Genomic DNA, 13,584 nt, shown 5'->3' with positions numbered 1-13,584 from the left:
GCCCGCCCGCTCAGGCTACCTTCTTCTCGGCCGTGCCGTAGAAGCTCTCGCCGGTCTTGGCCATGCGCTTCAGCAGCCGGTTCGGCTTGAAGCGCTCGCCATGGGCCTTGGCCAGCTTCTCGCAGAGCTTCACGAAGGCGGCCGCGCCCATGTTGTCGATATAGGACAGCGTGCCGCCGGAGTAAGGCGCGAAGCCGAAGCCGATGATCGAGCCGACATCGGCCTCGCGCGGATCGGTGACGACACCCTCCTCATAGGTCTTCGCGGCTTCCAGAGCCTGCGTGACCAGGAGGCGGTGCTTCAGCTCCTCCATGTCGACGCTCTCGGGATCGAGCCGCGGGCCTGCGAGATCGGCGAGGCCCGGCCAGAGGCGCTTCGGCCCGGCTTCCGGATAGTCGTAGAAGCCCTTCTTGTTCTTGCGGCCCAGCCGCCCATGCTTCTCGACCATGTCGGCGAGCAGCTTCTCCTGCGCCGGATCGACCGCACCGTCACCGAGCTGAGCCTTGGTCGCCTTCAGCACCTTGTAGGCGAGATCGACCGCGACCTCGTCATTGAGCGAGAGCGGGCCGACCGGCATGCCGGCCTGCTTGCCGGCGGCCTCGATCATCGCCGGGGGCACGCCTTCCATCAGCATCAGATGGCCTTCGCGGATATAGTTGCCGACGCAGCGATTGGCGTAGAACCCACGGGTGTCATTCACGACGATCGGGGTCTTCTTGATGGCACGGACGAAGTCCAGCGCCATGGCAAGCGCCTTCTTGCCGGTCTTCTTGGCCATGATGACCTCGACCAGCAGCATCTTCTCGACCGGCGAGAAGAAATGGATGCCGATGAAGTTCTTCGGGCGCTGGCTGGTCTCGGCGAGGCCGGTGATCGGCAGCGTCGAGGTGTTGGAGCCGAAGATGGTGCGCGGGCCGACCACGGCCTCGACCTTGGCGATGACCTCGGCCTTGACCTTCGGGTCCTCGAACACGGCCTCGACGATCAGGTCGCAGCCCTTGAGATCGGCATAATCGGCCGAGGCCTTGATGCGGCCGAGCAGCGCGTCGCGGTCTGCGGTCTTGGCGCGGCCCTTCATGATCTGGTCGGAGACCAGCTTGTGCGAATAGGCCTTGCCCTTCTCGGCCGCCTCGACGTCCTTGTCGACCAGCACGACCTCGAGGCCGGCATTGGCGGTGACATAGGCGATGCCGGCGCCCATGAATCCGGCGCCGATGACGCCGACCTTCTTGAGCTTGGAGGGCGGCACGTCCGCCGGGCGGCGGGCGCCCTTGTTCAGCTCCTGCATCGAGACGAAGAGCGAGCGGATCATCGAGGCCGCCTCCTTCGTCCTGAGAATCTTGGCGAAGTAACGGCTCTCGACCTTGAGGCCGAGATCGATCGGCAGCTGCAAGCCCTCATGGACCGCGCAGAGGATGGCGCGCGCGGCCGGGTAGTTGTCGTTGGTCTCGCGGCGATAGATCGCGTTGGCCGGCGGCCAGATCTGCATGCCGGCCGGCGAATGAACCTTGTTGGAGGGCAGCTTGAAGCCCTTCTGGTCCCAGGCTTGAGTCGCCTGCGGATTGGCCTTGAGCCAGTCCTTGGCGTTCTGGACGATATCGGCGCGCGGGGTGACGGCATGGACGAGGCCGGAATTGCGCGCTGGCAGCGCCTTCACCTGCTCGCCCTTGAACATCATCTGAAGCGCGTCGCCGGTCTGCATCAGGCGGGCGACACGCTGGGTGCCACCGGCGCCGGGGAAGAGCCCGACCTTGATCTCGGGCAGGCCGACGCGGGTCGAGGCGTCGTCGGAGACGACGCGGTACTGGCAGGAGAGCGCGAGCTCGAAGGCCCCGCCGAGGCAGACGCCGTTGATCGCCGCGGCGAAGGGCTTCCCGCAGGTCTCGAGCTTGCGATAGAGCAGCGAGAGCTTGCGGCTCTCGTCGAAGAAGCTCTGCATCGCGATGGCCTCGCCCTTCTCCTTGGCGAGCGTCACATAGAGGTCGCGTAGGCCCTGGAGCATGGTGAGGTCGGCGCCGCCGGAGAAGCTCTCCTTGCCGGAGGTGATGACGCAGCCCTTGATGGCTTCATCGTCCGCGACCTTGTCGACGATCTGGTTCAGCTCTTCCATCACATCGGGGGTGATGACGTTCATCGAGCGGCCGGGCATGCCCCAGGTCGCGACGGCAATCCCGTCGGCGTCAGTCTCGAAGCGGAAATTGGTGAGGTTCATGGACGGTCCCTCCGGTGGGTCGGGTCATCCCGGACGCCGCCACGCGGCGATCCGGGATCGTCATCAGGAAAAGGCGGTGCTGGGGGCTAGCTCGTCATGCGGTCCCGTGTCTGCGCAGCGGCTACTCATGTGCCGCAGCGCGCACGGGAAGACAGCGCTAGACCCGCTCGATGATGGTGGCGACGCCCATGCCGACGGCGACGCAGAGCGTCACCAGCGCGGTCTGCTTGTCCTGCCGCTCCAGCTCGTCGAGCACGGTGCCCAGCACCATCGCGCCGGTCGCGCCGAGCGGGTGGCCCATGGCGATGGCGCCGCCGTTCACGTTCAAGATGGCGTCGTCGATGTCGAGCGCCTGCTGGTAGCGCAGCACGACCGAGGAGAAGGCCTCGTTCAGTTCGAACAGGTCGATGTCCTTGACCGACATGCCGGCCTTCTTGAGCACGCGCTCGGTGACGTCGACCGGACCGGTCAGCATCAGCGCGAGGTCGGAGCCGACCGTGGCGAAAGCCTTGATCCGGGCGCGGGGCTTCAGGCCCGCAGCCTTGCCGGCCTTCTTCGAACCGACGAGCACGGCGGCCGCGCCATCGACGATGCCCGACGAATTGCCGGCATGGTGGACGTGATTGACGAACTCGACATCCGGGTGCGCGGCGGTCGCGACCGCATCGAAGCCGCCCATCTCGCCCATCTGAACGAAAGAGGCCTTCAAAGCGGCCAGCGTCTGCATGTCGGTGCCGGGGCGGATCGTCTCGTCACGGTCGAGGATGACGAGGCCGTTGACGTCGGTAACGGGGATCACCGAGTTCCTGAAGCGGCCTTCGGCCCAGGCCTTGGCGGCGCGCTGGTGCGAGCGCACGGCGAAGGCGTCGACATCGTCACGGGAGAAGCCGTATTTCGTCGCGATCAGATCGGCCGCGACGCCCTGCGGCATGAAATAGGTGTCGATCGCGACTGATGGATCCACCGCGATCCCGAAGCCCGAAGCGCCCATGCCGACGCGCGACATCGACTCGACGCCGCCGCCGATCGCCATCTCCTTCTGGCCGGACATGACCTGCGCCGCGGCGAGGTTCACCGCATCGAGGCCCGAGGCGCAGAAGCGGTTGATCTGCACGCCAGGCACTTCCTTGCCGTAGCCGGCCTTGAGCGCGACGGTGCGGGCGATGTCGGCGCCGGCCTCGCCGACCGGGTCGACGCAGCCCATGACCACGTCCTCGACGAGGAGCGGATCGAGGTTGTTGCGATCCTTGATCGCGCGCAGCGCCTGGGTGCCGAGTTCGATCGCGGTGACTTCGTGAAGCGAGCCGTCGGCCTTGCCCTTGCCGCGCGGCGTCCGGACGTGATCGTAGATGAATGCGTCTGCCATCGAGGGATCTCCCTGGCCTGCCGCGACCCGGCGGCTTGTTTTTATGCCGGACGTCGTGGTCGGGCTTCGCCCGACCATCTTCCTATCCAGCGAACTCATCAAGGGCTGCCCGGGCTAGGCCCGGGCAGGACGGCGCTTTCGTCAGAACTGCTCGACGCTCAACGCCATGGTGGTGTCGGCGCCGGAGGTGATGCGCGCCAGATGGGCGCCGGTTTCCGGCAAGGTGCGCTCCATGAAGAAGCGGGCCGTGACCAGCTTGGCGCTCATCCGCTCGTCGGCACCGGCCTTGAGCTTCTCCTGCGCGGCCTTGGCCATCTTCACCCACATGTAGCCGAGCGAGACGAGACCGAGCAGGTGCATGAAGTCGGACGCACCGGCGCCGGCATTGTCGGGCTTGGCGAGCGCGTTGTTCATGAACCACATCGCCGCCTGCTGGAGATGGCCGAGCGAAGCCTGGAGCGGGCCGAGCAACGGCTTCAGCGCCTCGTCCTCGGCATTCTCCTTCAGGAAGGTGCCGACCTCGTTGAAGAAGGCCATGATGCCGCGACCGCCATCGCGGCCGAGCTTGCGGCCGACGAGGTCCATCGCCTGCACGCCGTTGGCGCCCTCGTAGATCATGGCGATACGGGCATCGCGGACGAACTGCTCGACGCCGGTCTCGGCGATGTAGCCGTGGCCACCGAACATCTGCTGCGCCTTCACCGCATTGTCGAAGCCGACATCGGTGAGCACGCCCTTGAGCACCGGGGTCATCAGGCCGAGCTGGTCGTCGGCAGCCTGGCGCTCGGCCGCATCGCCGGAACGATGGGCGATGTCCGACTTCAGCGCATTCCAGAGCACGAAGGCGCGGGCGGCCTCGTTGAAGGCCTTGATCGACATCAGCGTGCGGCGCACGTCCGGGTGGACGATGATCGGGTCGGCCGGCTTGGCAGGCTCCTTGGTGCCGGTCAGCGCGCGGCCCTGCAGGCGCTCCTTCGCATAGGCGACGGCGTTCTGATAGGCGACCTCGGACTGGGCGAGGCCCTGGATCGCGACGCCGAGGCGGGCCTCGTTCATCATCACGAACATGGCGTTGAGGCCCTTGTTCTCGGCCCCGACCAGCCAGCCCTGCGCGCCGTCATAGTTCATGACGCAGGTCGAATTGCCGTGGATGCCCATCTTGTGCTCGATCGAGCCGCAGGAGACGCCGTTATTGGCGCCGACCGAGCCGTCGCTACCCAGCTTGTTGCGCGGCACGACGAAGAGCGAGATGCCCTTCACGCCGGCCGGCGCGCCCTCGATGCGGGCCAACACGAGATGGACGATGTTCTCGGTGATGTCCTGCTCGCCGGCCGAGATGAAGATCTTGGTGCCGGAGATCGCGTAGGAGCCGTCGCCGTTCGGCACGGCCTTGGTCTTGAGCAAGCCGAGATCGGTGCCGCAATGCGGTTCGGTCAGGTTCATGGTGCCCGACCAGGTGCCGTCGATCATCTTCGGCAGGTAGGCGCGCTTGATCTCGTCGGAGCCATGGACATAGAGCGCGGCGATCGCGCCCATGGTCAGGCCGGGATACATGGCGAAGGCCATGTTCGCGGCCGAGGCGTATTCGTTCATCACGGCGCCGAGCGTGTAGGGCAGGCCCTGGCCGCCATATTCCGGGTCCATGGCAAGCCCGATCCAGCCGCCGCCGGCATAGGCCTCATAGGCCGCCTTGAAGCCCTTCGGCGTGGTGACGCGGCCGTCGGCGTGACGGGTGCAGCCTTCCTGATCGCCGGAATAGTTGATCGGCTGGAGGACTTCCTCGCAGAGCTTGGCGCCCTCACCGAGCACGGCCTCGATCACATCCGAGGATGCATCGGCGAAGCCCGGCAGGTTGTTGTAGCGCTCGATATTGAAGACGTCGTTGAGCAGGAAAAGCGTATCGTCGACGGGTGCCTTGTAGACCGGCATCTGATCCTCCCTCTCGTCGCAAAGGCGGCGCTTGATCGCTATCGCCGCATCAAGATAGTTCATATATAAACAATCTGGACGAAGTTGCAACTGTGACGATACGATTTTGTCGGCCATGCGACAGGGGGCGCGCCGTGCCGCGCATAAAAAAAGCCCCGGCGAAAGCCGGGGCTTGGTGGAAATGCCGGTGTCATCCCGTGTCTGCACAGCGGCATAGAATGCCGCTGTGCAGACACGGGACCGCGCGACGAGAAGGCGCCTTTTCCGGAGGACGGTCCCGTGTCTGCGCAGCAGCGTTGCACGCTGCGGCGCGCACGGGATGACGCTCTTGAGCGCGCCGGAATAGACCCGCTCAGGCCTTGCCGAGACGCGCGAGCGAGCTCTCGAGCTCGGCGATCGCGCCTTCGATCTCGGCGCGCTGGCTGCGCAGCAGCTCGAGCTGCTCGACGATCTGCTCGCGGCTGAGCTGCAGTCCGCCGACGGATGCGGCGGCATCGCCGGCCGAACCCTTCTTGTCCTCGTTGGCGAGCATGGCGCGGATTTCGACGAGCGTGAATCCGAGCTGCTTGCCCTTGAGGATCAGGGCGAGGCGGGCGCGGTCGCGCGCCGAATAGATGCGCGTCATGCCGGAACGGCTCGGAGCGATCAGGCCCCGCGATTCATAGAAGCGCAGTGTGCGCAGCGTCACGCCGAAATCGCGGGCGAGGTCGCTAATGGTGAAATCGCCGGCCTGTTCGGCGGCGGCGGAGTCGGCGGCGTCGCGGGTTTCATGAATCGAGGAACCCGCCATAGCCAAGCTTTGGCGTGACATGAAAGCTGCAATCCTTGCGATTGGATCGAATCGCCGACCTTCTGACGGCATCGATCGATGCCTGAGTGATAGGCATGGAGCTCTCGCTGCGTCAGGTAATACGTGGCAGGGGCGGGGTAAGTTACCGTTACATGGCCCGAAAAGGCGCCTTCCCATGGGGCATTCGGGAAAAATTAACGATCAGGACCCCGGTTATTAACCTGCTGTTTACCATGCAAGCCAAATGTCGGGAACGCGCATCGGCTTCGTGGCTTCGTCAACGGTATTTTCACGATCAGCCAAGGTTCGCGCGGAAGGCGACGGCATCAGGGGGCCTCGCCTGCCGCAGACAAGGTCCCCTTAGGCGAGCGAGATCATGGCCAACAGCTTGCCCTGGAGCGTGAAGGGCGTCGATCCCCGGACGCGCGATGCGGCAAAGGCGGCGGCCCGCCGGGCGGGCATGACGCTGGGCGAATGGCTCGACCACAAGATTCGCGACGAGAGCGAGGAAGCCCTTGCTTCGACGCCTCCGGAACAGCTCGACATCGCCGCCCTGTCCGAGCGGCTGGCGCGCCTGTCGCAGGGCCGGATGGATACGGCGCCGCGGCAGCCGGAGCCGGCCCCGTCGCGCGAGGCGATCGACAGCCTCGTCGGCCAGGCAGCCGCCCTCGAAAGCATGACGCGTGAAGCCAATGCCCGGACCGCCGGCGCGCTGGATTCGATCACCCGCTGGATCGAGAAGACCGAGGACCGCCTGTCGTCGAGCGAGCGCGGCTCGGCCGAGCGGCAGGAACGCGCCACCAATGTCATCGCCGACGCCATCAAGACGATGGGCGAGCGCATCGCCGAGATCGAGCGCCGCAACATCGAGGCCCAGCAGCCCCGCGTCGAGCAGGCCCCCCGCCTCGCCTTCAGCCGCGAGGGGCTTGCCGCCGCCGTCACCGACATCCGCACGCGCCAGCGCTTCCTCGACACCGACGAGGCCGTGGCAGCCCGGCCGGCAGCCGTCGCCCCCGAGCGCATCTCGGCCTTGCGCGAGGACCTGCGCGAGCTTGGCTCCCGCCTCTCCCACGAAAGCCGCCGCCCCGCCCAGCCGCAGCGGCCGGCCGCGCCCATGCGCGTCGACACCAGCGCCATCGAGGCCAAGATCGGCCTCCTGGCCGAACGCCTCGACAGGCTCGACCGGCGCGACCAGTTCGAGCCCCTGCTCAAGCCGCTCACCCGGATCGAGGCGGAAGTCTCGCGGCTCTCGCAGGACCGCGCCGGTGAAAGCTACCAGTGCTTCCAGCTGGAGATCGCGCATCTCGCCGCCAAGGTCGATGCGCTCGCCACCCGCGGCGGCCAGGTCACCAATCTCGATCCCGTCCGGCGTGACATCGCCGAACTGAGGGATCTCCTCGGCGCCGGCGGACAGGACCACAAGCTGGAGAACCTCTCCGAGCAGGTCGCCACGCTCGGTTTCGAGATCGGGCGGCTGCGCGACGTCCAGCCCGACATGAGCGAGTTGCGCAGCCTCGCGAACGCGATCGACGACGTGCGCGGCGTCGTGCTGTCGCAGCGCGGCGAGTTCCCCGGCGCCGGCCTGCTGACGTCACTGGGCACCCAGATCGACACCCTCTCGCACAAGTTCGACGCGATCGCCTCGCAGAAGCTCGACGAAGCGGCGTCCCAGCGCCAGAGCGAGTACCTTGCCAGCCGCATCGATTCGCTGCAGCAGCGGATCGAGACGCTGGCCGAGCAGGGCCCCTCCGCAGTCACCCGCCAGATCGAGGCGCTCTCCGGCCGGATCGAGAGCCTCGCCGCTTCGAGCCAGCTGACCCGGATGGTCGGCGATGGCGCGGCCACGGTCGATCTCAACCCGATCGAGCAGATGCTTAAGCATCTCGCCGAGAAGATCGACGAGGCCGGCGCGCCCGGCGCCAACGCCGAATCCTTCGATGCGCTCGAACGGCAGATCTCCGGCATCGCCAGCCGTCTCGACGAGGCCTCCGCGACCCGCTCCGCCGAGAACGGCATGGAGCGTACGCTGCAGGATCTCGTCGTGCACCTGCGCTCGATGCGCGAAGAAACCGCCGCCGAACGGGCCGCACTGGTCCAGGCGGCGAGCACGACGGCCCCCGGAAAAGGCATTGCCGAACTGTCGAGCCTGGTCACCGGGCTGCACGACACCCACGCCTCGTCCGATCGCCAGACCCGCGATGCGCTCGGCGCCGTCCACGGCTCGCTCGAGACGATCATGTCGCGGCTCGCGAGCCTCGAAGCCGATCTGCACGGCGAGCGGCGCCCGCCCGCGGGCACCCTTGCCGCCGCGATGCGCGGCGACGATACCCTCGTTCAAGCCAAGCCGGCCCCTGCTCCCAAGCGTGACGGCGCGAGCCTTTCGGTCGGTGCCGCCGCGCAGGACCGCTTTGCGGCACCGGCGAGCGAGCCCGCCCGGACCGAGCCCGCCCTGCCGGCGGTCAGCACCGCCTTCGACATGCCGCTCGAGCCCGGCTCCGGGCGCCCGCGCCCCGAAGCCGTCGCCGCTGCCGGCCAGGACCCGCAATCGGTGCGCCAGAGCCTGATCGCCGCCGCGCGACGCTCCGCCAAGGCCGCCAGCGAGGCGGCCGCGTCCACGCCCGTGCCCGCCGCCGAGCCATCGACCAAGAGCCCCGGCCGCCTCAAGGAGATTCTGGAGAAGCGCAAACGCCCGCTCCTGCTCGGCCTCGCCGCGCTGGTCCTCGCCATGGGTACCGCGCATCTCGTCACCACCTCGCTGCGTGGCGACGGCGACAAGGCCGCCAACAACGAAGCCCGCAGCCTGATCGCTCCGCCGGCCACCCAGCCGGAGGCCCCTGCCGCGCCGGCCCAGGCCCCCGCCAAGGATCAGTCCTCGGCCCTGCCCGCCACCCCGCAAGAGGCTCCCGCCCAGCCGGCGGCCAGCACTGCCGCACCCGAGCGCTCCATCACCGCATCGGCTGCTCCCGCGGCGCCTGCCGATGCCGCTCCTGCGGCGGCAGCCCCGGCCGAGCAGGCTCAGGTCGTGACCGGGATCGGCGACCTGCCGGCCGGGTTCGGCAGCGCGGGCCTGCGCAAGGCGGCCCAGGACGGCGATGCGCGCGCGGTCTACGAACTCGCGAGCAAGGCTGCCGACGGGCCGGCCAACCAGCGCGACCCCAAGCTCGCGCTGCGCCTGTTCGAGCGCGCCGCGGTCGCGGGGCTTGCCCCCGCCCAGTTCCGTGTCGGCAACATGTTCGAGAAGGGCATCGGCACGCAGCGCGACCTCGCGCTCGCCCGTGTCTGGTACCAGCGCGCCGCCGAGCGCGGCAACGCCAAGGCCATGCACAACCTCGCCGTGCTCCATGCCGAGGGCGCCTCGGGGAAGCCGGACTATGCCATGGCGACGGAATGGTTCCGCCGCGCTGCCGAGCTCGGCGTCCGCGACAGCCAGTACAATCTCGCCGTGCTGCTGGGACGCGGTCTCGGCGCGCCGACCGATCTCGCCCAGTCCTTCGTCTGGTTCTCGGTCGCGGCGGGCCAGGGTGACGAGGATGCCGGCCGCAAGCGCGACGAGGTGGCCCAGCGCCTGAAGCCCGAGGATCTCACCGCAGCCAAGGGACTGGCATCCAGCTGGAAGCCCCGGACGCTCGACGCTGCCGCCAACGAAGTCGCTCCGCCGGCCAAGGGCTGGGATCCCCAGCCCACCGCGGCGGTGGCCAAGCCGGCAAAGCCGTCCCGGTCCTGAGCCGCGTCGCGCAACGTCATGCTTTCGACGTGTTGACGCGAGAGTAAGAACGATCGTTTCCTAGGGCGGGCCGGAAGCGGCCCGCCTTTTCCATTCGGAAACTTGCCTTAACCCGGACAGCCTAGTCTGGGGCTCATCAGGCGCATGCAAACGTTCATGCGCCGCCTTTCGAGGGATCAGCGTGCAGATCTACCTGCCGATCGCCGAGCTGCCGATCAGCGTGCTGATGGTTCTCGGCCTGAGTGGCGCGGTGGGCTTCATCTCCGGCCTGTTCGGCGTCGGCGGCGGCTTCCTGCTGACGCCGCTGCTGATCTTCCTCGACATCCCGCCGGCCGTGGCGGTCGCGACCGTCGCGGCGCAGGTCGCGGGCTCCTCGATGACCGGCGTGCTGACCTATCTCCGACGCAAGGCGCTCGACCTCAAGCTCGGTGGCGTGCTCGTGAGCGGCGGTATCCTGGGCACCGTGCTCGGCGTGCTGTTCTTCAACACGATGCGCCGGCTCGGCCAGCTCGAACTCGTAATCACGCTGTCCTATGTCACGCTGTTCTCGATCATCGGCGGGCTGATGCTCTACGACGCGCTGCGGGCCATGCTGCGCGTCCGGGCCGGCAAGCCGGCGCGATTGAAGCGGCGCGGCGGCATGCACCCCTGGTGGATGGGCTTGCCCTTCCGCCAGCGCTTCTACCGCTCCGGCCTCTATTGCAGCGTCATTCCCATCGCGCTCCTCGCCATCGTCATCGGCTTCATCGGCGCCGTGCTCGGCGTCGGCGGCGGCTTCATCCTGGTTCCCGGCCTGATCTACTTCTTCCGGATTCCGCCGGCCGTGGTGGTCGGCACCTCGCTGTTCCAGATCCTGGTGACGATGACCGGCGCGACCGTGCTGCACGCCGTCACCAACCAGTCGGTCGATATCGTTCTGGCCGTGCTGCTGCTGGTCGGCGGCGTGATCGGCGCGCAGTTCGGCGGACGAGCTGCGCGCAATCTCAATGTCGAATCCTTCCGCCTCCTGCTGGCGCTGCTGATCCTGTCGGTGGGCCTGCGCTTCGCCATCGAGCTCTTCATCCCGCCGAGCGAGCCCTTCTCGGTCGTCGTGCCGGAGAGCGCGCGATGAAATGGCTCGCCGCAATCCTCGCTGCATTCACGATCGGGCTCGCGACCAACGCGGCGCGCGCCGAGACGCTGATCGCGGCGATGTCGAGCCACCAGATCCAGATCACCTCGAACTACACCGGCAGCCAGCTCACGGTATTCGGACTGGTCGAGCGCGACGGCCGGACGATCGCACGCGGCGACCCCTACGACATCATCGTCACGGTGCGCGGGCCGAGGCGGATGCTGCTGGTGCGCGAGAAGGAGCGGCTCGGCCCGATCTGGATCAACCGGACGCAACGGCGCTTCCCGGACAATCCGGTCTTCCTGCATGTTGCCAGCAACCGGCCGATCGCAGAGATGATGTCCAACGAGACGGCGCAGCGCGACCGCATCGGCCTCGCCAATGCCGAGCGGCCTTCCGGCAGCTGGGTCGATCTCGATCCCGGTGCGCGGCGCTTCCGCGAAAGCCTCGTCCGGATCATGCAGGCCAAGGACCTCTACGGCTACGAGGAGCGCGGCGTCACCTTCCTGTCGAGCGCGCTGTTCAGCGCACCGGTCGACATCCCCGCGACGGCGCCGACCGGCTCCTACACGGTCGATATCGTGCTCTATTCCGGCGGCGTGCCCCTGGCGCGGCAACAAACCAATTTCGAGGTGATCAAGACCGGGATCGAGCAGCGGCTGGCCTCGGGCGCCTATGACTGGGCCATCCTGTACGGCCTCGTCACCGTGCTTATCGCGCTGTTCCTCGGCTGGAGCGCGAGCGTGATCTTCCGACGCGACTAGAGAAGTTCCGCATAGGGCAGGAAGGGCGCGAAATCGCCCGCCTCGATTCGCGCGACATCTTCGGCCAGCACGACGAGCCCATCGGACTGCGCGAGCGAGGCGAGCGAGCCCGCGCCCTCACCGGGATGGCGGCGAGCGACAACCACGCCATCAGCGCCCTGTTCGAGCGAGACACGGAGGAATTCGCGGCGGCCCGTTTTCCGGGCATGCGAAAAGCCAAGCCTGACCGGCCAGGCTCGCGGTCGAGCAGAGGTTTCGCCAGCCAGCCGGGCGATCAGCGGGCGCGCGACGAAGGCGAAGCCGACGAAAACCGCGACCGGATTGCCGGGCAGCCCCACGAAGGGCGTGCCGGCGACATTGCCGATCGCGATCGGCTTGCCCGGCTTGATCGCAACCCGCCAGAGGTCGAGCGCTCCGCAGGCCAGCACGGCGTCCCTGACGTGATCGGCTTCGCCGACGGAGACGCCGCCGGAGGTGATGACGAGATCGCAACCGGCCGCCGCCTCGCGCAGCCGTTGCTCCAATCCTGTCGCCTCGTCGCTGAGGATGCCGAGATCGACGACCTCGGCGCCGGCCCGCGCCAGCATCGCGCGCAGCATCGCCCGGTTGGCGTCGTAGATCGCCCCGGGACCGAGCGGCCGGCCCGGCTCGGTGAGTTCGTCCCCGGTGGAAAACAGCGCGACACGCGGGCGGCGGCGCACCGTGACATCGGCCAGCCCCAGCGCCGCGAGCAGCCCGAGATCCTGCGGGCCAAGGCGCCGGCCAGCCGGCAGCACCTCCTGCCCACGCGCGACATCCTCACCCGCCAACCGCAGATTGGCGCCGCGCCTGATGCCGGCCGGAAGGGTGACCGCGCCATCACTTGGGGCGACATCCTCCTGCATTACGATGGTATCGGCGCCCTCGGGAACCGGGGCACCGGTGAAAATGCGCCAGGCGCCCTGCTCCAATCGTGCGGGGGCCTCTCCGGCCATCGTCCGGCCCAGCACCGGCAGGCTGGTCGCCGCGCAGGGTGCGAGATCGCCGAAGTGGATGGCATAGCCATCCACCGCGGAATTGGCGAAAGGCGGGAGATCGCACGGCGCGATCACCGCTTCCGCCAGCACATGGCCGTCGGCTTGGGCGAGCGGAAGCTTCACAGTGCCGGCGAGCGGGTGCACGCGCGAAACCGCATCAGCTGCCGCCTCGTCGAGCGTGACGAGCCCGGAATCGCTCCGGCCATCACCCAGCCGCGCCATCACGATCCCCGCCTGCTTCGGCCGCCTGAGCGCATCGCCGCCCGCTTCCTCCCGATCGATCGTTCTTCATCGGCGGCGCGGCCTGTGGGGTCAAGCGCCCTGCGGCATGGCGGCGGTTGCCGGCCGCCGAACAGCCGTCCTATGAAGCAGCATGACCACGACGGCCCCGACGGGCACGCCCCCCGATGCGATCGAGCTGGACCTGCGCGGCCTGAAATGCCCGCTTCCGGTGCTGCGCGTGCGCAAGGCGCTGATCGCCGCGCGGGCCGGTACGCTCCTCGTCGTGGAATGCACCGACCCGATGGCCGCGATCGACCTGCCGAACCTCGTGCGCGAAACCGGCGACATCATCGAGTTGCAGGGGGATGCGGACGGCGCCCTCGTCTTCCATATCCGCAAGGCGGCCTAGACAACCACGTCATGCTCGGGCTTGACCCGAGCATGACG

At 68.0% G+C, this 13,584-nt stretch carries 9 protein-coding genes; 4 read left to right on the top strand and 5 right to left on the bottom strand.

The window, feature by feature from the left end:
- Nucleotides 1–10: 10 nt before the first annotated feature.
- From AC07NY_RS13640 to AC07NY_RS13625, 4 genes are all read right to left on the bottom strand, one after another.
- On the bottom strand, nucleotides 11–2,212 hold the full coding sequence (locus AC07NY_RS13640) for a 3-hydroxyacyl-CoA dehydrogenase NAD-binding domain-containing protein (protein WP_494584282.1): 2,202 nt from the start codon (nucleotides 2,210–2,212) through the stop codon (nucleotides 11–13).
- A 157-nt stretch (nucleotides 2,213–2,369) separates the two neighbouring features.
- Nucleotides 2,370–3,578 carry an acetyl-CoA C-acetyltransferase gene (locus AC07NY_RS13635; protein ID WP_494584281.1) on the bottom strand — a complete coding sequence of 403 codons (1,209 nt, stop codon included), beginning with the start codon at nucleotides 3,576–3,578 and terminating at the stop codon, nucleotides 2,370–2,372.
- Nucleotides 3,579–3,719: 141 nt separating this feature from the next.
- A complete protein-coding gene (locus AC07NY_RS13630) occupies nucleotides 3,720–5,507 on the bottom strand; it encodes an acyl-CoA dehydrogenase C-terminal domain-containing protein (RefSeq protein WP_494584681.1) in 1,788 nt (595 codons plus the stop codon).
- A gap of 352 nt (nucleotides 5,508–5,859) precedes the next feature.
- Complete coding sequence (locus tag AC07NY_RS13625; protein ID WP_494584280.1) at nucleotides 5,860–6,318, bottom strand: MerR family transcriptional regulator; 459 nt, start codon at nucleotides 6,316–6,318, stop codon at nucleotides 5,860–5,862.
- A 355-nt stretch (nucleotides 6,319–6,673) separates the two neighbouring features.
- Between AC07NY_RS13625 and AC07NY_RS13620 the strand changes: the two genes are divergently transcribed.
- The 3 genes from AC07NY_RS13620 (at nucleotide 6,674) to AC07NY_RS13610 (ending at nucleotide 11,899) form a co-directional block, all read left to right on the top strand.
- Nucleotides 6,674–10,021 (top strand): hypothetical protein, encoded by a 3,348-nt coding sequence (locus tag AC07NY_RS13620; RefSeq protein WP_494584279.1) that lies wholly within the window; start codon nucleotides 6,674–6,676, stop codon nucleotides 10,019–10,021.
- Between the two features lie 181 nt (nucleotides 10,022–10,202).
- Complete coding sequence (locus AC07NY_RS13615; protein WP_492284328.1) at nucleotides 10,203–11,132, top strand: sulfite exporter TauE/SafE family protein; 930 nt, start codon at nucleotides 10,203–10,205, stop codon at nucleotides 11,130–11,132.
- Nucleotides 11,129–11,899 (top strand): TIGR02186 family protein, encoded by a 771-nt coding sequence (locus AC07NY_RS13610; RefSeq protein WP_494584278.1) that lies wholly within the window; start codon nucleotides 11,129–11,131, stop codon nucleotides 11,897–11,899. Before AC07NY_RS13615 ends, AC07NY_RS13610 begins: the two co-directional genes overlap by 4 nt.
- Here AC07NY_RS13610 and AC07NY_RS13605 read toward each other — a convergent pair.
- Nucleotides 11,896–13,137 carry a molybdopterin molybdotransferase MoeA gene (locus tag AC07NY_RS13605; protein ID WP_494584277.1) on the bottom strand — a complete coding sequence of 414 codons (1,242 nt, stop codon included), beginning with the start codon at nucleotides 13,135–13,137 and terminating at the stop codon, nucleotides 11,896–11,898. The genes AC07NY_RS13610 and AC07NY_RS13605 overlap by 4 nt on opposite strands.
- 151 nt (nucleotides 13,138–13,288) lie before the next feature.
- Here AC07NY_RS13605 and AC07NY_RS13600 point away from each other — a divergent pair, with 151 nt between their 5' ends.
- Nucleotides 13,289–13,546 carry a sulfurtransferase TusA family protein gene (locus AC07NY_RS13600; protein WP_494584276.1) on the top strand — a complete coding sequence of 86 codons (258 nt, stop codon included), beginning with the start codon at nucleotides 13,289–13,291 and terminating at the stop codon, nucleotides 13,544–13,546.
- The last annotated feature ends 38 nt before the right edge of the window (nucleotides 13,547–13,584 follow it).

The organism is Allobosea sp. GW821-FHT09G06, assembly GCF_059416005.1.
This window is presented reverse-complemented; position numbering and strand designations above follow the sequence as displayed.

Coding starts and splice junctions, on each gene's coding strand:
- AC07NY_RS13640 (WP_494584282.1), bottom strand. CDS start 2,212: ATGAACCTCACCAATTTCCGCTTCGAGACTGACGCCGACGGGATTGCC.
- AC07NY_RS13620 (WP_494584279.1), top strand. CDS start 6,674: ATGGCCAACAGCTTGCCCTGGAGCGTGAAGGGCGTCGATCCCCGGACG.
- AC07NY_RS13630 (WP_494584681.1), bottom strand. CDS start 5,507: ATGCCGGTCTACAAGGCACCCGTCGACGATACGCTTTTCCTGCTCAAC.
- AC07NY_RS13600 (WP_494584276.1), top strand. CDS start 13,289: ATGACCACGACGGCCCCGACGGGCACGCCCCCCGATGCGATCGAGCTG.
- AC07NY_RS13635 (WP_494584281.1), bottom strand. CDS start 3,578: ATGGCAGACGCATTCATCTACGATCACGTCCGGACGCCGCGCGGCAAG.
- AC07NY_RS13610 (WP_494584278.1), top strand. CDS start 11,129: ATGAAATGGCTCGCCGCAATCCTCGCTGCATTCACGATCGGGCTCGCG.
- AC07NY_RS13605 (WP_494584277.1), bottom strand. CDS start 13,137: ATGGCGCGGCTGGGTGATGGCCGGAGCGATTCCGGGCTCGTCACGCTC.
- AC07NY_RS13625 (WP_494584280.1), bottom strand. CDS start 6,318: ATGTCACGCCAAAGCTTGGCTATGGCGGGTTCCTCGATTCATGAAACC.